Here is a 24,054-nt window from a genome sequence, read left to right as displayed (position 1 = left end):
CCCGAGCCCTACTTCAACGGCGCCCGCCGCGGCAACGGCTTCAGCGGCTCCATCGTGTCGAGGTCCCAATCGGCCGGTACGAAGGCCTGCGTCGTCGCCTGCTGTTTGGGGTAGCCACCGACCTGTTCCTGGCTGTCGATGATGCGACCCCGCCCTTCGATGGTGTCGGCGAGGATCCGCCGGTCGACGTCGTCGCGGTCCCACGGCCGCGCACCGGCGTTGGCGACCACCGCATCCTGCACCTGCGCCGACGGCAGCACGGTCACGCCGAACGGCAATGCCGGCGCCTTCTTGAGCATGTCGACCTTGATCGGCGAAGTGGTATAGCGGCCCTGCTGCGGCAGCGGCGCGCCGAGCCGGTCGACGGCGAGATTGTCATCGAGATACACATCGAGATCGCCGGAACCGCCGACACTGAAGAACGCCACTTCCTCGGTCGAGATACCCGCACGCATCACGTTGCCGCGCGCGATCACCTGCCCGCGCGAGTACGGATGGCCGAGCCATTCCTCGGCGATCAGGTTGTAGTGCACGCCGCGCTGGCCCGGGTCGTAGATCAGGTTGTTGATCACCTGGCCACGCGCGCCGCCCTTGAACAGGGGATTGCGCTCGTAGTTGTGGGCGTAGAGGTTGCCGATGATCAGCACGTCGTTGACGTGGTCGTGGATCAGCGAGCCCTTGGAATGTTCGCCCTTGGCGTGGGTGGCGTTGGCCAGGCCCTCGGCGATGATGTTGTTGCTGTAGGTGATGCGGCGCGACGCTGCGTCCATCCACTGCTGCTCGCTTTCGCCGTAGAAGCGCGTGCTCGATGCCGACAGGTTCTCGTCGGTGGCCCAGCTCAGCGAGCAGTGGTCGACGATGACGTCATGCGCGCCACGCACGGTGGTGATCGCATCGATGTCGCCCGACCACTTGGGCTTGTTGCCGTCGCCGGGACGCATGCGGATGTGGCGCACCACCACGTCGTGCGTGGCGATGGTGAGGCCGCCCTTGACGAAGGTGATGCCGGGCTGTGGCGCGGTTTGACCTGCGATGGTCAGGAACGGCTCGGTGATCCGCAGTTCCTTCATGCCCAGGTCGATCACGCCGCCGACCTCGAACACGACGATGCGCGGCCCGCTCGCCGCCAGCGCCTCGGCAAAGGAGCCCGGTCCGGAGGCTTCCAGCGTGGTCACGCGGATGATCCTGCCGCCGCGGCCGCCGGGCGTTTGCGCCGCCCAGCCCTGCGCGCCCGGAAAGGCCAGCGCGGGCGCTGCCGCGGCTGTCCCCGCCGAGACAGGCGTCGCCTGCGGCGCGTCCGCTGCCAGACCGGGGCCTGCCATTGCCAGAGCCAGCGCAGTCACCGCGAATCCGCGGCCAAGCCCCTGAAAAATGTGCCCCTTCCCCTGCTTCCCCATCCGTGCCTCTCCCCGAGTCGTGGTCCGAGTGTAGGCCCCGATTGTCAATGACACCGGTTTCCTATACAACACCATCGAAGAGACATAACCAGGGGATAGGCACCGCATGGACAGACTCGCGCCGGAAGGGGACAACGCCGGGAGCGCCGAAATTGCGCAACGGCTGGTCACGGCGCGGCGCCAGGCGGTGGCATTGCCGGACTACCCCGGTGCGTTGCCGGAGACGCTCGATCAGGGCTATGCGATCCAGGACCATGCCATCGCGCTGTGGGGACAGCCGGTGGTGGGCTGGAAGGTCGGCCGCATCCCGGCCGACTGGGAAACGCGCCTGGGTGAGGAGCGTCTGGTCGGCCCGATCTTCGAAGGCGCGGTGCAGGCGCCTGCCGATGGCGTCGGCGAATTCGCGGTGATCACGGGCGGCTTTGCCGCGGTCGAGGCCGAATACGTGTTCCGCCTGCGTGCCGATGCGCCCGCTGGCAAGACCCGCTACAGCGACGACGAAGCCGCCTCGCTGGTGGACGTGCTGCTGGTCGGTGTCGAACTCGCCGGCAGCCCGCTGCCGCTGATCAACGTGCTCGGGCCGCCGATCGTGGTCTCCGACTTCGGCAACAACACCGGGTTGATCCTCGGTCCCGAAGTACGGGGCTGGCGCGCACTGGATCCGGCCGGTCTTCGCTGCGAGACCTTCATCGACGGCCAGTCGGTTGGCAGCGGCGGCGCCAACTCGATTCCCGGCGGCCTGCTTGCCGCGCTGGCGTTCGCGCTCTCCCGCTGCGCCGGTCGCGGTCATCCGCTCAAGGCGGGCATGCTGGTCACCACGGGCGCCGCCACCGGCATCCATGACATTCTCGCCGGGCAGGATTCGCGCATCAGCTTCGGCAGCTGGGGTGAACTGCATTGCCGCACCACCCGTGCCACCGCCAGCGACAAGGGCAACGCATGACGCAACGCCGCCGTTTCCTGACCGGCCTGGCCGCCGCGTGTGCGGCCGTCGCGGTTCCCACTCTTCGTGCTGCCGGCGGCTCACGCGTGCTGACCGCCACCGATGTCCACGTCGAGGACTATCCGACGGTCAACGCCGTTCGCTGGATCGGCGAGCAGCTCGAACGTGAAACCGGTGGCCGCATCAGCCTGCGCATGTACCACGCCGGCCAGCTCGGCCGTGAATCAGAAGCCATCGACATGGCCCGGTTCGGCGCGATCGACATCACCCGCGTCTACTCCGGCGCGCTCAACAATGCCTTTCCGCTGACGCAGGCGCTGTGCCTGCCGTACGTGTTCGATACGGTGCCGCACCTGCGCCGCGCGCTCGACGGTGACGTCGGCGCGCGCGTGCTCGCCGGTTTCGAGGCGCGCGACCTGGTCGGCCTGGCCATCTACGATTCCGGCGCACGCTGCTTCTACAACACGCGACGGCCGTTGCAGCGCCCGGCCGACCTGCACGGCCTGCGCTTCCGCGTGCCGTCGTCGGATATCTTCATTCGCCTGCTGCGCCTGTTCGGCGCCAACCCGACGCCGCTGTCGTACGGCGAAGTGTTCTCGTCGCTGGAAACCCATCTGATCGACGGCGCCGAGAACAACCTGCGCAGCTACCACTCCAGCCGTCAGTTCGAAGTGGCCCGCTACTGGTCGCAGAGCCAGCACTCCTATGCGCCCGACGTGCTGCTGATGTCGCGCAAGAGTTTCGATGCACTGGAACCGCGTGATCGCGACCTGCTGCGCGACCTGGCACGTCGCTCGGTGACGGTGATGCGCCAGCAATGGGATGAGTCCGAAGCGGTCGCGCGCGAGGCCGTGCTCGCTGCCGGCGTCAAGTTCAACGACGTCGACATGCCTGCATTCAAGGCGGCGGCCAAGCCGCTGCTCGACGAGTACCTGGGCAAGGCCGACATCGCCGCCCTGCATCGCCGCATCCGCGAACTGGCCTGATCCCATGTCGACCGAGACCATCACCGAACCTTCTGACCTCTCCGTCGGCACGTTGCACCGCAGCCTGGACCGCCTGTCGGCCATCGCCATCGGCATCGCCGCGCTGGCGCTGGTCGGGCTGGTGATCATCCAGGGCTGGCAGGTGTACGCCCGCTACATCCTCAACGACTCGCCCAGCTGGACCGAGCCGTTGACGCTGCTGCTGCTGAGCACGGCGATGAGCCTGGGCGCGGCGACCGGCGTGCGCGAGAACCGCCACTTCGGCTTCTTCCTGCTCGCCGACGCGCTCGGGCCGCGCGCCCACCGCGCGGTCGATGCGCTGGTGGCGCTGGTGATCATCGCCATCGGCAGCGTCCTGGCCTGGTGGAGCGCGGAACTGCTGCTCGACGGCTGGGACATCCGCCTGGCCGGCGCGCCGCTGCCGCAGAGCATCAACTACTTGCCGATGTCGCTGGGTGGCGCGCTGATGGTGCTGTTCGCACTCGATCGCCTGCGCCGGGCGATGTTCCCGCAGCCGAACCGCGAAGCGCACTGACCCATGGCCATTACCCTGCTTTTCGTAGTCTTCGGCGTGCTGCTGCTGCTCGGCGTGCCGGTCGCATTCGCGCTGGCCGCCGCCGCACTGGCGACGCTGTTCTATCTGGACCTGCCGCTGGTGGTGCTGGTGCAGCAGATCGGCGCCGGCGCCGGCTCGGTGACGCTGATCGCGATCCCGCTCTTCATTTTCGCCGGCGAGATCATGCTGCGCGGTGGCATCTCCGAGCGCCTGATCGCACTCGCCGCGGCCCTGGTGGGACGCCTTCGGGGCGGCCTGGGCCAAGTCAGCGTGCTGTCGTCGCTGTTCTTCGGCGGCGTTTCCGGCTCGGCCATCGCCGATGTCTCGGCGGTCGGCGGCACGATGATTCCGCAGATGATCCAGCGCGGTTACGACCGCGACTTCGCGGTCAACGTCAGTATCACCGCGGCGCTGGTGGCCCTGCTCGTGCCGCCTTCGCACAACCTCATCCTGTTCTCGGCCGCGGCCGGTGGCGGCATCTCCATCACCGACCTGTTCGCCGCCGGCATCACCCCGGCGCTGCTGATGACGGTGGTGATGATGTTCACCGGCTGGGCAGTGGCGCGATCGCGCGGCTACGGCACCGAACCCTTCCCCGGCATGCGCGCGGTGGTGGTGAGGCTGGTGGCGGCGCTGCCGGGGCTTGGCCTGGTCACCTTGATCTTCGTCGGCATCCGCGCCGGCGTGTTCACCGCGGTGGAAAGCGCGGCGATGGCGGTCCTGTATGCGCTGATCGTGACGGTGCTGGTCTATCGCCAGCTCAAGTGGCGCGAGTTTGTCGGCACGGTGACCCATGCCGCACGCACCACCGGCGTGATCCTGTTCGTGATCGCCACCGCGGCCGTGTTCGGCTGGATCCTGGCCTACCTGCAGGTGCCGGCGGCCGCGGTCGACATGCTGCAGTCCGTCGCCCACGACAAGACCATGGTGCTGCTGCTGATCATCGCCGTGCTGCTGATCCTGGGCACGTTCATGGATCTGGCGCCGATGATCCTGATCTGCACCCCTATCTTCCTGCCCGTGGCGAAGGCCTATGGGATCGACCCGATCCACTTCGCCCTGGTGCTGGTGCTGACCGGCGGCATCGGCCTGGTCACCCCGCCGGTGGGGTCGGTGCTGTTCATCGGTACCGCCATCGGCAAGATCAGCATTGGCCAGAGCATGCGCACGATCTGGCCGTTCTGGCTGGCCGCGCTGGCGGTGCTGCTGGCGGTGGCATTCATCCCGCAGCTGTCGCTGTGGCTGCCCGCGGCGCTCAAGTAAGGCCCGGACGAGACACGCTGACGGAGGACAGGCCCTAGAATGGGTCAACCAACAGGCTGCCCATGACCGACTCCACCTCCCGACCCCGCCGCCGCGTCCGCACCACCACGGCCACCGCCGCGGCCGCGCCGTCCGAGCCGGTGACGCTGGCAGGCAAGGCGACGATCAACGACATCGCCCGCCTCACCGGCGTGTCGAAGAAGACCGTGTCGCGGGTGATCAACGACTCGCCGCTGGTGCACCCGGAGACGCGCGAGAAGGTCCTGGCGCTGATGAAGCAGCTGGGCTACTCGCCCGATCCGCAGGCGCGCGGGCTGGCGTTCCGGCGCTCGTTCCTGATCGGCCTGGTCTACGACAACCCGACCGCGCAGTTCATCGTCAACATGCAGTACGGCGCGCTCGACGCGCTGCGCGACTCGGGCTACGAACTGGTCGTGCATCCGTGCGACAGCTCGAAAGAGGACTACATCGACGGCGTCAGGCGCTTTGCCCAGCAGCAGAAGCTGCACGGCGTGATCCTGATTCCGCGCGTGTCCGAGGACGAACAGCTGGCCACCGCCCTGCGCGAGATCGGCGTCCGCTACGTGCGCATCGCCTCGATCCCGCTCGACCAGGCCGCGAACATGGTGGTCACGCACGACCGCCGCGCCGGCACCGAGGCCGCCAACTATCTCGAATCGCTCGGTCACCGCACGCTTGGCCTGATCACCGGCCCGCGCCGTTATCGCTCGACCATCGAGCGCGGCGGTGGCTTCCTCGCCGGCCTGGCCGATCGAGGCATCGAGCTGTCACCGGACTACATGTTCGAAGGTGGCTACACCTTCGAGTCCGGCGTCGCCGGCGCCGAGTACCTGCTGGCCAAGTCGCCGCGCCCGACCGCGATTTTCGCCTGCAACGACGAGATGGCCGCCGGTGTTTACAAGGCGGCGATGCGTCGCGGTCTGTCGATCCCCGGCGACCTGTCGGTGGTCGGCTACGACGACAGCCCACTGGCTTCGCAGCTGTGGCCTGCGCTGACCACGATCCACTCGCCGATCCGCGACCTCGGCCGCCAGGCCGCGCAGATGCTGCTGGCCACCGAAACTGCCGCACCGGCCGTGCCGCGCACGGTGACGCCGCAGCTGGTGGTCCGGGATTCGAGCCAGCGCCCCAAGGCCTGAAGCAAAAGCACCCCTCTTCCGCCTGGCCGCCGGCTTTTGACACCGGTTACCAAAACCCCGTTATCATCGCCACATCATCCCGCCGCGCGCCTGCTGGCACCCGGCACAAGCACTGCAAAGCCCGTATCGGAGGCCCGATGTTCGCCAAGACCTACCACGCCACCCATCCCGACATGATGGACGGGGCCAGCAACGACCAGCTGCGCGAGCGCTACCTGATCCAGGACCTGTTCGTTGCCGGCCAGGTCGTCCTCAACTACTCGCACAACGAGCGCTTCGTGATCGGCGGCGCCGCCCCGACCGCCGCGCCGGTCGCACTGCCCGCGCAGACCGAACCGGCCTCGGCCGCCGGCCAGCCGTTCCTGCAGCGCCGCGAGCTCGGCGTGGTCAACGTCGGTAGCGGCACCGGCACGGTCACCGTCGACGGCACCGCCTACACGCTCGAGCCCAAGGACGGCCTGTACGTGCCGATGGGCAGCGAGAAGGTGGAGTTCGCATCCGCCGATGCGGCCAATCCCGCGAAGTTCTACCTGGCGTCGACGCCGGCACACACGCGCTTCGAAACCAAGCACATCTCGATCTCGCAGGCGGTTCCGCTTGAGCGCGGTTCGCTGGAGACCTCGAACGAACGCACGATCTACCAGTACATCGTCCCGGCCACGGTCAAGTCGTGCCAGTTGCTGCTTGGCCTGACCATCCTCAAGACCGGCAGCGTCTGGAACACCATGCCGCCGCACCTGCACGACCGTCGCTCGGAGGTCTATTTCTACTTCGACCTGGGCAGCGAGCGCGTCATGCACTTCATGGGCGAGCCGGCCGACATGCGCCACATCGTCATCGCCAACGACGAGGCCGTGGTCTCGCCGCCGTGGTCGATCCACATGGGATCGGGCACGAAGAACTACTGCTTCATCTGGGCGATGGGCGGCGAGAACCTCGACTATACCGACATGAACCAGCTCGACATCTGCCAGCTCAAGTAAGGGGACGCATGGGCACGGAACTGTTCAACCTGCAGGGCAAGGTCGCGGTCGTCACCGGCGCCAACACCGGGCTGGGCCAGGGCATCGCGCTGGCGCTGGCACAGGCCGGCGCCGACATCGCCGCGGCCGGCACCTCGGCGCCGACCGAAACCGGCGAGAAGGTGCGCGCACTGGGTCGCCGCTTCATCGCGATCGAGGCCAACCTGTCGAGCCTGGAGCCGGTCGAACGGATCGTGCACGAGACCGTCGACGGACTCGGCGGCCTCGACATCCTGGTCAACAACGCCGGCATGATCCGCCGCGCCGACGCCGTGGATTTCAGCGAGCAGGACTGGGACGACGTCATGAACGTCAACCTCAAGTCGGCGTTCTTCCTCGCCCAGGCCGCCGGCCGCCACATGATCGGCCAGGGCAGCGGCAAGATCATCAACATCGCCTCGATGCTGTCGTTCCAGGGCGGCATCCGCGTGCCGTCGTATGCAGCCAGCAAGAGCGGCATTGCCGGCATCACCCGCCTGCTTGCCAACGAATGGGCGGGCAAGGGCCTGAACGTCAACGCGATCGCGCCAGGCTACATGGTGACCAACAACACCGCGCAGCTGCGTGCCGACGAGGATCGCAACGCGCAGATCCTCGGTCGCATTCCGGCCGGCCGGTGGGGCGAGCCTTCTGACCTCGGCGGTGCGGCCGTGTTCCTGGCGTCGCGCGCGTCGGATTACGTCAACGGCGCGATCATCCCGGTCGACGGCGGCTGGCTGGCGCGCTGATCAGGCGAGTAACGGAAGGCGACGACGATGCGCGCACAGCTCTCAAACGTGATCAGCATTGTCGCCGCCCTCACCTGCGGTGCCGCGTGCGCAGGCGAACCGCGCCGCGACTCCTATGTCGAACAGGCGCGCGACATCGCGGTTGAGCAACCGGGCCCGCACGAGGGCCTGGGCACCACCACCGCCTACCCGTTCTTCGCCGACGCCGCCGGGTTCGACCTGGTGTTCCGCCAGCGCGCCCTGCACCCGGGCGCGACCATCGGCGAGCACCGCAACGACAAGGACGAGATCTATTACGTCCTGTCGGGCCGCGGCGAGTTGATGCTCGATGGCAAGCGACGGGAGGTCGGTGCCGGCGACGCGATCCTTACGCGCAACGGCAGTACCCACGCCCTGGCGCAGCGCGGACAGGCCGACCTGGTGATCATCGTCGCGTACCCGAAGCAGGCGCCCGCGCCGTAGCCGGCCCGCTCGCCCCGGCTGCCAACCGGCTGGCAAAACGCCTGCCTGGGGGAAAAACGGTCACGTCGCGCGGACCTGACTGAATGCTTCAGAAAGCCCCCCGTCACCCCTCGCTTGCGCGACGGCGGCAGGCGTATGCTGATGTCGCCGCCACTTGGGAGCCGGCCATGAAACGCTCACTCATTCTGTTCGTCGCGATGGGCATCGCGATGCTTTCCGGCTGCGCCACCACGCCGGCCGTGTTCACCGACTACGACCCGGGCGTGAGCTTCGGCCAGTACCGGACCTACCGCTGGGCGCAGAAGCCGGAAGGCTATTCGCCGCTCGAGCAGCAGCGCCTGGTCGCGGCGGTCGACGCCAAGCTGCGCGAGCGCGGCTGGACCCAGTCGACCGAAGCGCAGATCGACATCGTCGCCAACGTCGCCACCGAAACGCGCTACAGCCTCGACAGTTTCTACAGCGGCCCGGCATGGGGCGGCTGGGGCTGGGGCGGCGGTTGGGGCGGCTGGGGTTGCTGCGGCGGCGGTTGGGGCTGGGGCGCCAGCTACGGTTCGACCACTACCCGCGCCTACACCTACGGAACGCTCGTGCTCGACATGTTCGATTCGCAGAGCAAGCGCGCGATCTGGCGTGGCATTGCCCAGGGCACCATCCCGTCCAATCCGCAGCGCCAGACCACCAACATGCTCGCCAGCGTCGACAAGATGTTCGCAACGTTCCCGCCGGGAACGCCGGTCGCGCAGGCGCAGTAACCGTGCAGGTCGCGGCGCCGGGTTACCGGCGCCGCAAGGTCTCTTTACTTGCCCGCCTGCGGCGTGAACAGCAGGTCGTGGTAGTCCCAGCTGAAGTCCGCGATCGGCGACACCGCCTTCATCTTGATCCGGTCGACCTTGCCGTCGGCATCGATCCCGAAACTCACGTATGCAGGCTCGGCGGTGCGGTCGTCCCAGCGCACAATGAAGGTGTCGTACTGCCAGTGCTCAAGCGTGCCGACCATGTTCGGCGTCTGCTTGAAGTCCAGGCGCAGATGGCCCTTCTCCTCGCGAATGTCGATCGGCCCGTACCACGGGTCGGCGAACTTGCCGGCGTAGCCGGCCAGCGGCATCGACGGCCGTGACGGTTTCTTCTCGGCCTTGCTCTTGGCCAGGAAGTCCAGCGCGCCCTGCACGCGGCTCTTCTTGTAGGCGGCGAAGTCGCCGACCCAGTCGCGATGCGGTGCACCCAGGTAATGGTCGAGCAGCTCGTAGCCAAGCCCGCGCAGGACGACGCCGTCTTCGGAGTTGATCTGCAGTGAGAAGCCGACCTGCTTGTCGGGGATCAACACCACCAGCGTCTGCACGCCAAACACGGCGCCGCCGTGCTCGAGGATCTTGACGCCGCGATAGTCCCGCACGTCCCAACCCAGCGCGTAAGCCGAGAACTGCGGCGTGGCTTCGGCGATCGGGGCCGGATAGGCATCGATCGGCATCAGCACCTGCGGGGTCCACATCTCGCGCGATGCGTCCTCACTGAAAAGGCGACCGCCCTCGGGCAACGCACCGTGGGCCAGCTGGATCGACAGCCAGCGGCCGAAGTCATTGGCACTGGACGACACGCCACCGGCCGGCGACGCATTGGCACCCAGGCTCTGGCGCTCGTCCAGCACTTCCTGTTTGCCGACGCCACGGAAGCCGCCGTCCATGCGCGCATGCGGCTGCACGCGGTTGGCCGTGGCGAAACGGTCGGCGTCGCGGGTGGTCGAGGTGCGCATGCCGGCGGGCTTGAGCACGCGCTCGCGAACGAAGGTTTCCCAGTCCTGGCCGCTGACGTCCTCGATCAGCTGGCCGGCGACGGCGTACAGCAGGTTGTCGTAGGCGTAGCCGCTGCGGAAGCTGGTGGCCGGCTTGATGTAGCGCAGGCGACGCACGGTCTCGGCGCGGCTGAGCGAGGAGCGCGGCACGAACATCAGGTCGCCCGCGCCCAGGCCCAGGCCGCTGCGATGCACCAGCAGGTCGCGGATGGTCATCTCCCGCGTGACCCAGGCGTCGTACATCTGGAAGCCCGGCATGTGGTCGATGACCTTGTCGTCCCAGCCGATCTTGCCTTCGTCGACCAGCACGGCCAGCGCCGCGGTGGTGATGGCCTTGCCGGTCGAACCGGTCGGGAAGATGGTGTCGGCGTCGACCGGCTCGTTCGAACCGAGCCTGCGCACGCCGTAACCCTTGGCATGCACCACCTTGCCCTGCTCGACGATGGTCACCGCCATGCCTGGCACGCCCTGCTCGCGGATCACCGCGTTGACGTGCGCGTCCAGGTCGGCAGGCGGCGCTGCCCAGACCGCGAAGGAGAACGCCAGCCCGGCCGCGGCCGGCACCAGTTTCAGCAGGGTTCGCGGGTGCATCCGTCGCTCGTCAGACATTTTCATCCCAGACATTGGTTGACCAGTGCTTCGAATTCGGCGCCGCCGCGGATCGGATCGGCGACGGCGCAACCCAGGCGATCGCTTTCTGCCGCCAGCAGGCGACGCGCGGCGTTGTCGTCGAGGTGCGCGGTGTTGAGGCTGACGCCGCCGCAACGGATCTGCGGATTGGTGCGGCGGCCCAGCTGCAGGTTCAGTGCGATCGTGTCTTCGATGCTCGGCACGGCGTAATGCGGACTGCCCAGAACGCGCTCGCGGCCGGGCTGGTGGCAGACCACGATCACGTCGGGCTGGCTGCCGTGCAGCAGCGCCAGCGAGACACCGGCATAGGCCGGATGGAACAGCGACCCCTGGCCTTCGATCACGTCCCAGTGCAATGCCGCGGCATCGGGCGTGAGCATCTCGGCTGCGCCGGCGGCGAAGTCGGCGATCACCGCGTCCAGCGGAATGCCGCCGCCGGCGATCAGGATCCCGGTCTGGCCGGTGGCGCGAAAGTCCGCCGCGACGCCGCGCGAGGTGAACTCGCGCGCCAGCGCCAATGCGGTGTACTTCTTGCCCAGTGCGCAGTCGGTGCCGACGGTCAGCAAGCGCTTGCCGCTGCGCTTGCGTCCCGATGCGATCGGCAGCTTGTCCGGCGGACGCCGCACATCGATCAGGCGACGGCCATGGCGCTTGGCGACGTGCTGCAGACCTGGCAGGTCGGCCAGGCGCATGTGCATGCCGCTGATGATGTCGAGCCCGGCTTCGAGCGCATTGACCAGCGCCGCCACCCAGTGTTCCGGGATGACGCCGCCGGCGTTGGCGACACCGATGACCAGCGCGCGCGCACCGGCCGCATGTGCCTGCGCCGGCGTCATGGCCGGCAGGCCCGTGCTGACACGGGCGCCGGGCAGGAGGTATTCCCCGAGGCATTGCTCCGGCGCCCAGTCACGCAGACCAAACGCGGTCTTGGCGTAACCGGGCTCCACCGTGTCCCCCAGGAACAGCAGGTACGGTGCGGGCAATGCCGGGGTCTCGGGTTCGTGCAGCGTGGGGGCGACTTGCATCTGCGGTCAGAACCTGTAGTCGACCTCGATGCCGAAGGTGCGTGGCTGGATAGGTGCCGCGACCAGCTTCTCGGTGACGTCGGTCAGCTCGCTGGTGATGTCGCCGATGGACTGGTAGGCGCGCTCGTCGCTGACGTTCTTGACGTAGGCGCGCAAGGTCCAGTTCTCGTTGCTGAGGTACGCGTTGAGGTCGGCGGTGATGTAGCTGTCGAGCTCCAGCGGCGGGGTGACATCGCTCGCCAGCAGCGTCGGCGGCGTGGTGCTCGGGTCGAGGATGTCCTGGCGCGCGGTGGTGCCATTGCTGGTCGCACCGACGTAGCGCAGGGCGCCACCGAAGTGGGCCGTCCAGCCATTGGAAAGCGGCAGATAGTAATCAGCCGTCGCGTTCCACGACCAGTCGGGCACATAGGGCAGTGCGTCGCCCTTGGCGCCGCTGGTGATCTCCACCAGGTACGGCGGCGACTCCACCGAGATCACCGGGAAGCTCTCGTCGAGCTTGGCATCGGTGTAGGAGCCGTTGAGGCCGATGTCGAAGTTGCTGCTGGCATGGAACACCGTGGCCAGCTCGATACCGGTGCTGCTGGCCTTGCCTGCGTTGACCAGACCGGAGATGCCGTTCACCACCGACGCGACCTGGATGTCGTCCCAGGCGATATGGAAGCCGGTCACGTCGAACTGCAGGCGATTATCAAGCCACAGCGACTTCAGGCCCAGCTCGTAGTTGGTCAGCGTCGAGGCGTCGACCTGCGAAGGCAGGCCATCGACCAGCACATTCGGGCCGCCCGGCTGGTAGCCGGTGGCGACGCGTGCGTAGACCATGGCTTCGTCGCTGAGCTGGAGCTGCGGGCTCAGGCTCCAGGTGAATACATCTTCAGACGAACTGTTGGGCGTGCTGCCCAGCGGCACCAGGATGCCTTCGGTGACGTCCTGCGAGAAATCCTGCTCGTTGCGCGACCAGCGCACGCCGGCGCTGACCTTGAAGGCATCGGTGAAGTTGTATGCGCCGTTGGCGAAGAACGCGGTTTCTTCGTACGTGCTGGGGATCTGCAGGACCGCAAGCGTGCCTGCGATGGTGTCGAATGGCGCCGGCAGCGGCGAACCGTCAAGCTGGTTCAACTTCGCCGTCTGCTTCTGGAAAGCGTCTTCCTTCGTGTAGAACACGCCGGCCATCCATTCGAACGGACCGCTCTGCTTCGAGACCAGGCGGAACTCCTGGGTGAACTTGTCCAGGTCCAGGCCGATGTCGAAGTACGAGCTGCCCGGTTCCGGCAGGCCCAGCAGCATGTCGGCGACGCCGCCGTACAGCACGGTGGTGTCCGTGCGCTGGTTGCTGCGCGACTCGGAATAGCCGGTGGCCGAAACGAAGTCGGCCCAGCCCAGGTTCCAGTTCACCGTCGCCGAGTAGTAGTCGACGTCCTTGTAGAACGGTTCGTCGACGACGACGTTGTTGGTGAGATCGCCGAACAGCGGCTTCTGGCTTTCCGGGTCGAGCGCGACCAGGGCGTTGTTGTCGCTGTCGACGGTCTGGCGCATCGCCGTCAGGTCGAGCGTGGCGCTTTCGCCCTGCCAGCGCAGCGCGACACGCGCGCTGGTCTGCTTGGCGGAGTTGATGTCTTCCTCGCCATTGACGGGATTGTCGATGTAGCCCGGCAGTTCGTTCTGCGCGTAGCTCACGCGCAGGCCGAGGCGATCGTCGACGAGCGGCAGGTTGGCGCCGAAGCGGGCGTTCCAGCCCAGGTCGCCGGAATCCTCGACGCTCGACAGTCCGCCACCGACGCGGAACTCGGTGTTGGACAGGTCCGGGGCCACCGACACGTACTTGACCAGGCCGCCCATCGCGCTGGCGCCGTAGAGCGTGCCCTGCGGGCCGCGCATCACTTCGATGCGGCTGATGTCGTAGGGCAGCAGGTCGAGGGCGAAGAAGTTGGCGGCCTGGTAGATGCCGCTGGAGCCCAGCGGCGTTTCGTCCAGGTAGGTGCCGACGGTGGCGCTTGACGACAGCGGCGAGACGCCGCGCAGCGAGACCTGCGTCTTGCCCGGCGAACCATTGGTGCTGATGAACAGGCCCGGCACGGTCGCCTGGAAGTCGCTGAGCTGGGTGGCGTGCGAGTTCTCGATGCTCTCCTCGGTGATCACGCTGATCGAGGACGGAACTTCGCGGATGTTCTCCGAGCGCTTGTTGGCCGTGACTACGACCTTGTCCAGGTCGGTCGCGCTGTGACCTCCCGCCGAGGCCGCATCCTGGGCGAAGGCCGAGCCTGCCACTGCCATCGCCAGCGTGCCGGCGATGACAACCGCCAGCGGGCTGCGACGCATCGAACGCACCGACGCGCGCTTGAGGGCTACCGGGTTGCTGCTTGCGTCAACGTCGTACATGTCGTCGTTCCCCTGGTGGTAAGTCTTACAAAGGTGTCGCGTGGCCAATGGCCGCGGCGGGCAACTGCGCGACCGCTTCCACCTTTCGGGTGGGGCGATCGAGCAGCCACAGCAGGGCGCCGGCGGCAATGCCGACCGCGCCCATGAGTACGAAGAAGGAAGAAGGGCCGAGCACGCTCCAGTAGGTACCGAGCACGCCGGCCAGCAGGCTGCCGCCGAAGGTCGTGAAGAACCACGCGGCGATGGTGGTCGCGCCGTGCCCCGCCGGCGCGAGCCGTGCGAACAATCCCAGGCCGATCGGCAGGATGAAGAGCTCGCCCGAGGTCAGCACCAGGAAGAACAGCGCCAGCCAGATCCAGCTCGCCTGCCCCGCCGGCGCGGTCGCGCTGACCACGGCCAGCAGCAGGTAGGCACAGGCGACGCCGAGCGCGCCGATGGCCATCTTGCGGGCCGGCGCAGGTTCGCGACCGTTGCGGGCCTGTCGGGTCCAGTGCGCAACGAACAACGGCGTCAGCACGATCACCAGCAGGGGATTGAGCGACTGGAACCAGGTCATCGGGATGGTGAAGCCACCGAGCGCGCGGTTCACGCCCGTGTCCGCCCATAGCGCGATGGTGTTGCCGAGCTGCTCGTAGGCGCCGCGGAACAGCATCACCGTCAGCGCGATCGCGGCCAGCACGCGCACGCGCTGCCACAACTCATGGCGCTGCAGCGCGACCGCCGGCTGCGTGGGCGCGTCGGTGCGTCGCGGGCCTTCTTCGGGCAGGTGGCGCGAACCGAGCACATAGATCACCAGACCGGCGAGCATGCCGATGCCGGCGGCGCCGAATCCGTAATGCCAGCCGTACAACTCGCCGAGCGTGCCGCAGACCAGTGGCGCCAGCAGGCCGCCGACGTTGATGCCGACGTAGTACACGTTGTAGGCCGAGCCGCGACGCGGATCGTCCTTGGCGTAGAGACCGTCGATCTGGCTCGGCAGGCTCGGCAGGAACAGGCCGTTGCCGAGCGCGATGGCGGCCAGCGCGAAGTAGAACAGGCTTTCGGAGGCCATCAGGAAATGGCCGAGCGCCATGATCGAGGCGCCAATGATCACGGCGCGACGGCGCCCGAGCCAGCGATCGGAGATCACCCCGCCGATGATCGGCGTGAAGTAGACCGTCGCCGTGTACGCGCCATACACCAGCGACGCGTGCTGCTGGCCCAGCAACAGCTGCTTGGTCATGTAGTAGACCAGCAGCGAGCGCATGCCGTAGTAGGAGAAGATCTCCCACATCTGCGTCAGGAACAGCACGGTCAGGCCACGCGGCTGGCCGAACAGGTCGCGGCTGCGCGCGCTTGCGACCATCCTCAGCAACCGCCCCACACGTTGCCGGGGCAGTCGACCTGGCCGTCGGCATAGATCACGCCCGGGCTGCGGTCCTGGGCAAGGAACAACGCACCGTCGAGATCGACGATGTCGCAATGCTGGCCCAGCACGAAACCCGCACCCATCGCCCAGCTGGTGCCGATCATGTTGCCGACCATCACCTGCAGGCCCAGCGCGCGGGCGCGTTCGGCCATCAGCAGGCCTTCGGTCAGGCCGCCGCACTTGTCGAGCTTGATGTTGACCACGTCGAAGCGGCCCAGCAGCGGCTCGATCTCGTCCAGGCCCTGCACGCTCTCGTCAGCCGCGATCGCAACGCTGCAATCGAGGCCGTCGAGGCAGGCTTCGTCGCCGCGCGCGCAGGGTTGCTCGAGTAGCGACACATTTTCATCCACCAGCGCCGGCAAGAGCTTGTGCAGCGTATCGGCCACGTAGCCCTGGTTGGCGTCCACACCGAGCCAGACATCCGTTCGCGCAGCACGCACGGCATGCACGCGCGCGATGTCGAGGTCGACATCGCCGGTGAGCTTCATCTTGATCGCGCGGGCGTGCGAGTAGGCCACCGCACCGGCGGCCATCACCGAAGGTTCGTCCGCACCGAGCGTGTAGGTCGTCAGCAGCGGACGCGCCGTTTCCAGCCCGGCCAGCTTCCACACCGGCACGCCGGCAAGGCTGGCTTCCAGTTCCCACAACGCGCAGTCGAGCGCGTTGCGGGCGCCGCCCGGCGGCAGCAGCGCGCGCAGCTCCTCGCGGCTGATGCCGGCTTCTATCGCCGCGCGATGCGACTCCAGCGTCGCCAGCATGTCGGCCGGTTCGTCGCGAAGGTAATAAACGCCGGCCCCTTCGCCACGGCCCTGGTGGGGGCCATGGCGCAGGGTCACCACCGTCACCGGCGAATCGCGGAAGACGTGACCGGAGATACGGAACGGCTTCGCCAGGCGGAGCAGTTCGTTGCGGATGTCGACACTGACGGAAGTAGCCACGTGGATCAGTCCTGCTGCCGTCAGTAGTTGGCGCTGTAGCCGAGGATGTTCTGGGAGATGCCAAACCACAGCAGGCCCAGCATCGACAGCGCGAGCACCACGCTCCACAGCTTGACCGTCCAGCGGCGACCGCTGCGCAGCACGTGCCAGGCATTGCCCAGTCCCACCAGCGCACCCAGCGGCAGCACCACCAGGTTCAGCAGGCGCAGCGTGTGCACCCACTTGTCGCTGGCCGGCGAGAGCATGTCGAGGCTGCTGAGCATCCACACCGCCAGGCCCACCGCAGCACCCAGCGATACCACCACGGCCAGCGAGGCCAGGCGGATGCGCTTGTGCCAGGTCGCGTCGGCACCGGTCAGTGCATACGGCACGCGGTAGTGGCGGCGCACCAGGGCCGAGATCGGCCAGGCCAGCACGGTCAGCAGCAGCGCGCACAGGCCGAGCGCGAGGATCGGCAGGAACACGCCGCCCGAGCGGTACCAGGGCGTGCGGTCGAAGACCATGAAGGGCGAGATCGGGTCGGTGCTGAAGCGCTCCACCTTGCCGTTCATCACCTGCGCGGCGATGCGGTCGGGACCGTCGACATCGCGCCACACGTACGGCGCGACTTCACGCCACTTCTTCGGTGCGCCGTTGGCGCCGAGCAGGTCGGGCACGGTGATGGTGCCGTCTTCGTTGGCGACCACCTGCGACTGGCCAAGCAGGTAGGCCAGGGCAACGAAGCCGTCCTCGGAGCGGCGGCTGTTGTCGTAGCGGCCCGCCATCTGCGCGGCATGGAGCTTGGCGGTGGCTTCGTCGACCTTGCCTTCGGCGTTCGGGCCCGGCAGGTAGCGATCGGCGAAGGCATGGAACAGCTCGGTGCGGACCACGTGCGCCGCGCCTTCCTTGCCACTGGAGTTGACCGAGATGTAGAGGCCTACGCCGTCATCCGGGAACAGGTGCAGGTCGCTGTGGAACCACTGCGTGTCGCCGGCATGGGCGATCGAGCGGTGGCCGTTGATGTTGGCCTCGTAGAAACCCAGCGCCATGCGGTTGAGCGGCGGCAGGATCGTCAGCGTGGTCTCGTGCATCTGCCGCGCGGTCGCTTCCGACAGGATGCGGGCATCCCCGTAGGCGCCGTTGTTGAGGTGCGCGATCATGAACTTGGCCATGTCCGCGCCGGTCGATGCCAGGCTGCCCGCCGGCGCCGGATTGACGATCTCGTACGACTTGGCCTTGCCTTCCGAGGCCTGCGAATAACCGCTGGCCATCAGCGGCTGCAGGTTCTTCGGCAGCGGCTGGCGGAAGCTGGAGTGCTGCATGCCCAGCGGCTTGAAGATGTGCTGGTCGATGTAATCGTCGAACGGCATGCCCGAGACACGCTGGACGGCGTAGCCGGCCATGGCGGTGGCGTAGTTGGAGTACGACGGCGTGGTGCCCGGGTCGTAGATGCGCGTGGGCACCCAGTGCTTGAGGTAGGTCTCAAGCGGGATCAGGCCCTTCTCGTCGTTGGCGATCAGTGCGCGCGCGGTTTCTTCCATGCCCGTGGTGTGGGTCATGGCCTGGCGCAGCGTCACCGGCTTGCCGTTGCGGGCGGGAACCTCGAAGTCGAGGTACTTGTTGATGTCCTCGTCGAGGTCGAGCTTGCCGGCCTCGACCAGCTGCATCACCGCGGTCCACGTCAGCAGCTTGGACACCGAGCCGGGACGGAACAGCGTCTGCTCCGGGTCGACCGGCTTGCGCGAGGCGACATCGGCGTAGCCGTAGCCCTTCTGCAGCAGGACCTGGCCGTCCTTCACCACCACCACGACCGAACCGGCGATGTCGCCACGGTTGAGCGCGTAGGGCATGAAGCCGTCGAGCCAGGCTTCGACATCGGCGCGGTTCAGCGCAGCCACGCCTGGCGCGGGGACGTCGGTCGCCACGGGCGCGGCCTGCGGCAGCGCCGGCACGGTCGGTGCCGGCACGGCCGGCTTGATGTCCTGTCCTTCCTGGGCCAGAACCGGCACTGCCGGGAGCGCCAGGATCAAGCCGATCAGGTACGAGACTGCAGTCAGACGCATCGACACGTACTCCCCAAGTTCATGCCCGAAGGCGGATCCCACCGGCGCATCCGGACAAACCGGGCGCACGCAGGCCCTTATCGACCTGTTTCGGCATTAATGATCCTAATCAGAGAATTGTCAACCTGTTCTGGTCAATCCGAGGAAATGGCAGGATCATGGCTGCAGTCCCCGGCCCGCCCCAGGCGTGCCCCGGACCCTTGCCCGGCAGGAGCCCCCGCTAGATGACTTCGCAACACCCCACGATTGGCAGCCTGTTGCGCTCGCTGCGCGCGCGAAACGGCTGGACGCTCAAGGAAATGAGCCAGCGCTGCGGCATTCCGCTGTCGACGCTGTCGAAGATCGAGCACGACCGCCTGACGCTGACCTACGACAAGCTGCTGCAGCTCAGCCAGCGCCTGAACATCCGCATGTCGGAGTTGTTCGCCGAGCCCGACGAGGCCGCCGAGCCGGCGGTCACCGCGCGCCGCAGCATCGGCCGCATCGACGACTCGATCCGCGTCAACACGCCCAACTACGACTACTTCTACCTGTGCCCGGAATTGCGCCGCAAACGCATGATTCCGGTGGTGACGCGCGTGCGCGCCAAGAGCATCGGCGAGTTCGGCGACCTGGTCCGGCACTCGGGCGAGGAGTACATCTACGTGCTCGAAGGCCGCGCTGAAGTGCATACCGAGTTCTACGACCCGATCGTGCTCGAGGCCGGCGAATCGGTGTACATCGACTCCAACATGGGCCATGCCTATGTCGCCGCCGAGGGTTGCGAGGAAGTCGTCCTGCTCGGTGTGTGCTCCAGCAGCGACGAACACCTGATGCAGTCGCTGATGACGCTGCACGGCGACGAGGCTGCAAACCGGTAGCCGTACACGCCTGGGACGCCGGGCGCGGCCTTCTGGCCGAACGCACCGCCCGGCCGCGTTGTCCAGCAGACTCCGGACTGCCGAGGTAGCGCCATGAACGACCTGTCCCCCGCCCGGATCATCGAGGTCGGCATGGGCTTCTGGCCTGCCAAGACCCTGCTGTCGGCCGTGGACCTTGGTGTGTTCTCCCGGCTCGGGGACGGCGCGATGACCGGCGCCGAATTGCAGGCCGCGCTGGGCCTGAGCCCGCGCGCCAACCCCGACTTCTTCGACACCCTGCTGGCGCTGGGCTTCCTCGAGCGCGACGGCGACGGCGCGCAGGCGCGCTATCGCAACACCGCCGAAACCGCGCACTTCCTGGACCGTGCCAGCAAGGGCTACATCGGCGGCTTCCTGTCGATGGCCAACGACCGCCTGTATCCGTTCTGGGGCGACCTCAGCCAGGCACTGCGAACCGGCGAACCGCAGAACGAGATCAAGCGCACCGGCGCTTCGATGTTCGACGAGCTGTACCGCGACCCGGCGCGCCTGGAGCAGTTCATGGGCGCGATGGCGGGCATCTCCGCCGGCAACTTCCACGCCTTTGCCGAAGCCTTCGACTTCTCGCGCTATACCACGCTGTGCGATGTCGGCGGCGCCACCGGCCAGCTGTCGATGGCGGTGGCGCGTCGCCATCCGCACATGCGCTGCATCAGCGCCGACCTGCCGGTGGTGACGCCCATCGCCGAGCGCGAGATCGCCCGGGCGGGCATGACCGAGCAGGTGCGCGCGCAGTCGGTCGACTTCCTGACCCAGCCGTTGCCCGGCGCCGACATCATCACGATGGGGATGATCCTGCACGACTGGAACCTGGAGGGTAAGCGCCACCTCGTCAAAGCGGCATACGACTCGCTGCGCAAGGGCGGCGCGTTCGTCGTCATCGAGAACCTCATCGATGACGCCCGCCGCGAGAACGCGTTCGGCCTGATGATGTCGCTGAACATGCTGATCGAGTTTGGCGACGCCTTCGACTTCACCGCGCGCGACTTCGATGGCTGGTGCCGGGAAGCGGGGTTCGAGCGCACGGAGGTTATTTCGCTGGGCGGTCCGGCGAGCGCGGCGGTCGCCTACAAGTAGCGATTTTCCGGCCGCAAGCTGCGTGGCAGACACGACGCTGCCCCATCACCGAGCTTGCCCACGGGCCCGTTCGGGACTGAAATGGCATCCACGCCGCCGACCGGTCAGGAGATGCGCATGGCGATCCCCAGCAATTGGGCCATCTGGGCCCTGATGTCAGCCGTATTCGCAGCACTGACCGCCGTGTTCGCCAAGGTTGGCGTGCACGATGTCGATTCCGACCTCGCCATGGCCATCCGCACCCTGGTCGTGGCGGCCGTGATCGTTCCGTTCGTGATGTTCAGTGGCAAATGGTCGAACCCGTTCCAGCTGCCCGGCAACGCCCTGGCCTTCCTGGTGTTGTCGGCGCTGGCGACGGGCGCGTCGTGGTACTGCTACTTCCGCGCGCTGCAGATGGGCGACGTATCGCTGGTCGCGCCGGTGGACAAGTTCAGTGTGGTGCTGGTGGCGGTGTTCGCGTTCGCCTTCCTCGGCGAACGCCTCAGCTGGCGCGAATGGACCGGCATCGGGATGATCACCGGCGGCCTGGTACTGCTCGTCCTGCGGCGCTGACCGCGGTCACTCCCGCCCTTCGATGATGCGCACGTCGCGCTCGGCCGCACCCACCAGGAAGGTCAGCGACGCCTGGTAGTCGGCGCTCTCGTAGGCCGATATGGCCGCTGCCAGGCTCTCGAACTCGACCAGTACCAGCCGCGATGGCATGCCTTGTTCGTAGGTCCTGGCAGGCTCTCCGCCAGCGACGATGCGCCCACCGTGCGCGAGGATCGCCTCGGTCCCGGGCGCGATGTAGCGCCCGACCGCGACCGGATCGGATACCGACTTCCACGCGATTACCCAATAGCCCTTGTTCATGTGACACCTCCGCCGACCGGATTGGTCGATGCGCAGAATCTACGCGTGAGGTATCGGCCCGCGAATCCCCGAGGCTGGGCAGACATCCTTCCGCGCCGGGGAACAATCGAGATGGACTCTCACCCCGATGGAAAGCAGGAGAGGCTGGCGCAGGTCAGCGCCGCAACGGCGGGCGGAACGCACCGGGCATCGGGCCGCCAGGCAAGGGCCCGTCCAGCATCGGTGCCGACATCGCTCCCGGACCCGGGCCGTAGTAATAGCCCGGTCCATAACCTGGTCCATAGCCCGGCCCATACATCGGACCGTCGTACTGGCCAACGCTGATGTTGAGGCCGATGCGGCGGGTGTCGCCGTCGTCGGTGGTGTAGTCCTTGCCCAGGTTGATGTTGGCGGCCTGGTAGTTGCTGTTGCCGCCGTGCTCGGACCAGCCCACGCCCATTTCCAGGTTGCCGTGAACCTGCCAGTCGCCGTTGCCGTTGGCCATGTCGCGCGGGTCCCGTGGGCGCCAGCCCGTCTGGTTGCTGGCACTGGCCACTCCCTCCGGGGTGCCGGGCGGAACGTTGAGATAGTCGGCGGTGTTGGCGAAGGCGATCTTCGTTGCCGGCACGCTGAGGTCCAGTGCGCGGGCGGTGGAATCGGGCGCCTGCTGCGCCCCGGCCGGGCCGGCGGCCAGCACACCGCACACAAGCACGAGACTGATTGTCGCGACCGGTTTCATGGCAGGTGTCTCGAAAGTGCGCGGCTGCGCGGTGCGGGACTTGACGCTATCACACCGGCTTGAATGGCAGCTGTCGGCGACCGGCCAAACCGGGACAAATTGAGGGGGATCAGGCGCCCCCCTGAATTCACATCCCCTGAATTCACATCCCCTGAATTCACATCCGCTCGCCGGGCAGCTGGCTGGCCTGCTTCACCCAGGCGGTGAACTGCGACTCGTCCAGAGGCTCGGCCTCGCCGATGTGCAGGTAGCGGGTGTCCTGGCTCTTCGACTCGCCCGGAGGAACCGGGCGCAGCGAGCTGCCGCGGAAGAACGCCACCTTGATGTACTTCGTGAAGCAATGGACGCTGAGGAACCAGCCATCGCCCTCGATGCCGTACAAGGGCGAGTTCCATTTGACGGCTTTGCTGACGGCCGGAACGGCGGACACGATGAGCTCGTCGAGGCGGCGACCGACGTCGCGCTTCCAGCCCGGCATGGCCGCGATGTAGGCCTGCACCGGGGCGTCGCCGTAACCCTTGGCGATCTGCGGGTTGCCGCCGGCGAGCAGTTTCGGCGAATCGGACTTCTGGTCGGTCATGCGCCCACTCCCAAGCCTCAGAACGAGTCGGCCGGTACCCGCACCGCGCCTTCCATCAGCACCCGTGCGCTGCGGCTCATCACCGCGCGGGTGACTGTCCACTCGCCGTCGACCAGCCTGGCCTCGGCACCGACACGCAGCGTGCCCGACGGATGGCCGAAACGCACCGCACTGTGTTCGCCACCGCCAGCGGCCTGGTTGACCAGCGTGCCCGGGACGGAAGCGGCGGTGCCGATCGCAACCGAAGCGGTGCCCATCATCGCGTGGTGCAGCTTGCCCATCGACATCGCACGCACGTGCAGGTCGATGTCGGAGGCGGCGATGTGCTTGCCGCTGGAAGCAACGTAGTCCTGCGCCGGCGCGACGATCGCGACCTTCGGCGAGTGCTGGCGCGTGGCGGCCTGCTCGATGCTCTTGATCAGCCCCATGCGCAACGCGCCGTGCGCGCGGATGGTTTCGAACCTGGCCAGCGCCGCGGGGTCGTCGTTGAAGGCGCCCTGCAGCTCGGTGCCGGTGTAACCCAGGTCGGCGGCATTGACGAAGATGGTCGGGATGCCGGCGGTGATCATCGTCACCTTCAGCGTCCCGACGCCCGGGACTTCGAGGTCGTCGACCAGGTTGCCGGTCGGGAACATCGAGCCACCGTCGCTGTCGTCGGCCGGGTCGAGGAACTCCAGCGCGATCTCGGCGGCCGGGAACGTCACGCCGTCGAGTTCGAAGTCGCCGGACTCCTGCACCTGGCCGTTGCTCATCGGCACGTGGGCGATGATGGTCTTGCCGATGTTGGCCTGCCAGATCCGCACCACCGCGATGCCGTCGGCGGGCACGCGGCTGGCATCGACCAGGCCGGCGCTGATCGCGAACGGTCCCACCGCCGAACTGAGGTTGCCGCAGTTGCCGCTCCAGTCGACGAACGGCTTGTCGATGAGGACCTGGCCATAGAGGTAGTCGACGTCATGGTCGGGCACCGACGCGCGGGAAATGATCACGCACTTGCTGGTGCTCGAGGTCGCACCGCCCATGCCGTCGGTGTGCTTGCCGTAGGGATCGGGTGAGCCGATCACGCGCATCAGCAAGGCATCGCGCTTCGGGCCCGGCACCTGCGCCACTTCAGGCAGGTCCTGCAGGCGGAAGAACACGCCCTTGCTGGTGCCGCCACGCATGTAGGTGGCCGGGACGCGGATCTGGGGGAGATGGGACATG

Annotated in this window: 22 protein-coding genes and 1 pseudogene; 12 read left to right on the top strand and 11 right to left on the bottom strand. The window is 67.5% G+C overall.

Annotation, left to right across the window (positions count from 1 at the left end):
• Positions 1 to 8 precede the first annotated feature (8 nt).
• Positions 9 to 1,322 (bottom strand): pectate lyase family protein, encoded by a 1,314-nt coding sequence (locus AC1DER_RS11120; RefSeq protein WP_477357953.1) that lies wholly within the window; start codon positions 1,320 to 1,322, stop codon positions 9 to 11.
• Between the two features lie 181 nt (positions 1,323 to 1,503).
• Here AC1DER_RS11120 and AC1DER_RS11115 point away from each other — a divergent pair, with 181 nt between their 5' ends.
• The 9 genes and pseudogenes from AC1DER_RS11115 to AC1DER_RS11075 all read left to right on the top strand — a co-directional run bounded on the left by AC1DER_RS11115 (position 1,504) and on the right by AC1DER_RS11075 (position 9,269).
• Positions 1,504 to 2,340: a 2-keto-4-pentenoate hydratase gene (locus AC1DER_RS11115; RefSeq protein ID WP_477245782.1), complete on the top strand. Its 837-nt coding sequence runs from the start codon at positions 1,504 to 1,506 to the stop codon at positions 2,338 to 2,340.
• On the top strand, positions 2,337 to 3,326 hold the full coding sequence (locus AC1DER_RS11110; protein ID WP_477245780.1) for a TRAP transporter substrate-binding protein: 990 nt from the start codon (positions 2,337 to 2,339) through the stop codon (positions 3,324 to 3,326). Before AC1DER_RS11115 ends, AC1DER_RS11110 begins: the two co-directional genes overlap by 4 nt.
• Positions 3,327 to 3,345: 19 nt before the next feature.
• The gene (locus AC1DER_RS11105; protein WP_477245798.1) at positions 3,346 to 3,861 is read left to right on the top strand and encodes a TRAP transporter small permease; all 516 of its coding nucleotides are present in this window, start codon (positions 3,346 to 3,348) and stop codon (positions 3,859 to 3,861) included.
• Positions 3,862 to 3,864: 3 nt separating this feature from the next.
• Entirely contained in the window at positions 3,865 to 5,145 is a 1,281-nt protein-coding gene (locus AC1DER_RS11100) for a TRAP transporter large permease (protein WP_477245778.1), read from the top strand.
• Positions 5,146 to 5,207: 62 nt separating this feature from the next.
• Positions 5,208 to 6,305: a LacI family DNA-binding transcriptional regulator gene (locus tag AC1DER_RS11095; RefSeq protein WP_441815331.1), complete on the top strand. Its 1,098-nt coding sequence runs from the start codon at positions 5,208 to 5,210 to the stop codon at positions 6,303 to 6,305.
• 137 nt (positions 6,306 to 6,442) lie between these two features.
• Complete coding sequence (kduI, locus tag AC1DER_RS11090) at positions 6,443 to 7,288, top strand: 5-dehydro-4-deoxy-D-glucuronate isomerase (protein ID WP_441815332.1); 846 nt, start codon at positions 6,443 to 6,445, stop codon at positions 7,286 to 7,288.
• Positions 7,289 to 7,296: 8 nt separating this feature from the next.
• On the top strand, positions 7,297 to 8,055 hold the full coding sequence (gene kduD, locus AC1DER_RS11085) for a 2-dehydro-3-deoxy-D-gluconate 5-dehydrogenase KduD (RefSeq protein WP_477245775.1): 759 nt from the start codon (positions 7,297 to 7,299) through the stop codon (positions 8,053 to 8,055).
• A 75-nt stretch (positions 8,056 to 8,130) separates the two neighbouring features.
• Positions 8,131 to 8,517, top strand: a pseudogene (locus AC1DER_RS11080) (cupin domain-containing protein); the annotation flags it as partial.
• 167 nt (positions 8,518 to 8,684) lie between these two features.
• On the top strand, positions 8,685 to 9,269 hold the full coding sequence (locus AC1DER_RS11075) for a DUF4136 domain-containing protein (protein WP_441815335.1): 585 nt from the start codon (positions 8,685 to 8,687) through the stop codon (positions 9,267 to 9,269).
• Between the two features lie 44 nt (positions 9,270 to 9,313).
• Here the strand turns inward: AC1DER_RS11075 and AC1DER_RS11070 are convergent, their stop codons facing one another.
• From AC1DER_RS11070 to AC1DER_RS11045, 6 genes are read right to left on the bottom strand one after another with little or no spacing between them, the layout of a single operon-like run.
• Positions 9,314 to 10,897, bottom strand: a complete 1,584-nt coding sequence (locus AC1DER_RS11070; protein WP_477245773.1) for a serine hydrolase — start codon at positions 10,895 to 10,897, stop codon at positions 9,314 to 9,316.
• A gap of 20 nt (positions 10,898 to 10,917) precedes the next feature.
• Entirely contained in the window at positions 10,918 to 11,961 is a 1,044-nt protein-coding gene (locus AC1DER_RS11065; RefSeq protein WP_477245771.1) for an N-acetyltransferase DgcN family protein, read from the bottom strand.
• Positions 11,962 to 11,967: 6 nt separating this feature from the next.
• Positions 11,968 to 14,337 (bottom strand): TonB-dependent receptor, encoded by a 2,370-nt coding sequence (locus tag AC1DER_RS11060; RefSeq protein WP_441815338.1) that lies wholly within the window; start codon positions 14,335 to 14,337, stop codon positions 11,968 to 11,970.
• Between the two features lie 25 nt (positions 14,338 to 14,362).
• Complete coding sequence (locus AC1DER_RS11055; RefSeq protein ID WP_477357950.1) at positions 14,363 to 15,682, bottom strand: peptide MFS transporter; 1,320 nt, start codon at positions 15,680 to 15,682, stop codon at positions 14,363 to 14,365.
• A 2-nt stretch (positions 15,683 to 15,684) separates the two neighbouring features.
• Positions 15,685 to 16,683 (bottom strand): dipeptide epimerase, encoded by a 999-nt coding sequence (locus AC1DER_RS11050; protein WP_477245767.1) that lies wholly within the window; start codon positions 16,681 to 16,683, stop codon positions 15,685 to 15,687.
• A 20-nt stretch (positions 16,684 to 16,703) separates the two neighbouring features.
• Complete coding sequence (locus AC1DER_RS11045; protein WP_477245765.1) at positions 16,704 to 18,725, bottom strand: serine hydrolase domain-containing protein; 2,022 nt, start codon at positions 18,723 to 18,725, stop codon at positions 16,704 to 16,706.
• A 224-nt stretch (positions 18,726 to 18,949) separates the two neighbouring features.
• On the opposite strand from AC1DER_RS11045, the gene AC1DER_RS11040 reads away from it, so the two are divergent.
• The 3 genes from AC1DER_RS11040 (at position 18,950) to AC1DER_RS11030 (ending at position 21,253) form a co-directional block, all read left to right on the top strand.
• On the top strand, positions 18,950 to 19,585 hold the full coding sequence (locus tag AC1DER_RS11040; RefSeq protein WP_441815342.1) for a helix-turn-helix domain-containing protein: 636 nt from the start codon (positions 18,950 to 18,952) through the stop codon (positions 19,583 to 19,585).
• A 93-nt stretch (positions 19,586 to 19,678) separates the two neighbouring features.
• Entirely contained in the window at positions 19,679 to 20,701 is a 1,023-nt protein-coding gene (locus AC1DER_RS11035; RefSeq protein ID WP_477245763.1) for a methyltransferase, read from the top strand.
• Positions 20,702 to 20,818: 117 nt separating this feature from the next.
• Positions 20,819 to 21,253: an EamA family transporter gene (locus AC1DER_RS11030; RefSeq protein ID WP_477245761.1), complete on the top strand. Its 435-nt coding sequence runs from the start codon at positions 20,819 to 20,821 to the stop codon at positions 21,251 to 21,253.
• A gap of 6 nt (positions 21,254 to 21,259) precedes the next feature.
• Here AC1DER_RS11030 and AC1DER_RS11025 read toward each other — a convergent pair whose 3' ends face one another.
• The 4 genes from AC1DER_RS11025 to prpF all read right to left on the bottom strand — a co-directional run bounded on the left by AC1DER_RS11025 (position 21,260) and on the right by prpF (position 24,053).
• A complete protein-coding gene (locus AC1DER_RS11025) occupies positions 21,260 to 21,553 on the bottom strand; it encodes a DUF1330 domain-containing protein (RefSeq protein ID WP_477245759.1) in 294 nt (97 codons plus the stop codon).
• 154 nt (positions 21,554 to 21,707) lie between these two features.
• Positions 21,708 to 22,271: a hypothetical protein gene (locus tag AC1DER_RS11020; protein WP_477245757.1), complete on the bottom strand. Its 564-nt coding sequence runs from the start codon at positions 22,269 to 22,271 to the stop codon at positions 21,708 to 21,710.
• 157 nt (positions 22,272 to 22,428) lie between these two features.
• Positions 22,429 to 22,851, bottom strand: a complete 423-nt coding sequence (locus AC1DER_RS11015; protein WP_477245755.1) for a DUF1801 domain-containing protein — start codon at positions 22,849 to 22,851, stop codon at positions 22,429 to 22,431.
• 17 nt (positions 22,852 to 22,868) lie between these two features.
• On the bottom strand, positions 22,869 to 24,053 hold the full coding sequence (gene prpF, locus AC1DER_RS11010) for a 2-methylaconitate cis-trans isomerase PrpF (RefSeq protein ID WP_477245753.1): 1,185 nt from the start codon (positions 24,051 to 24,053) through the stop codon (positions 22,869 to 22,871).
• Position 24,054: the final 1 nt, after the last annotated feature.

Source organism: Lysobacter sp. 05T417 (assembly GCF_056396405.1).
Note: the sequence above shows the minus strand (reverse complement) of the source record. Positions and strands in the feature narration are given on the sequence as shown.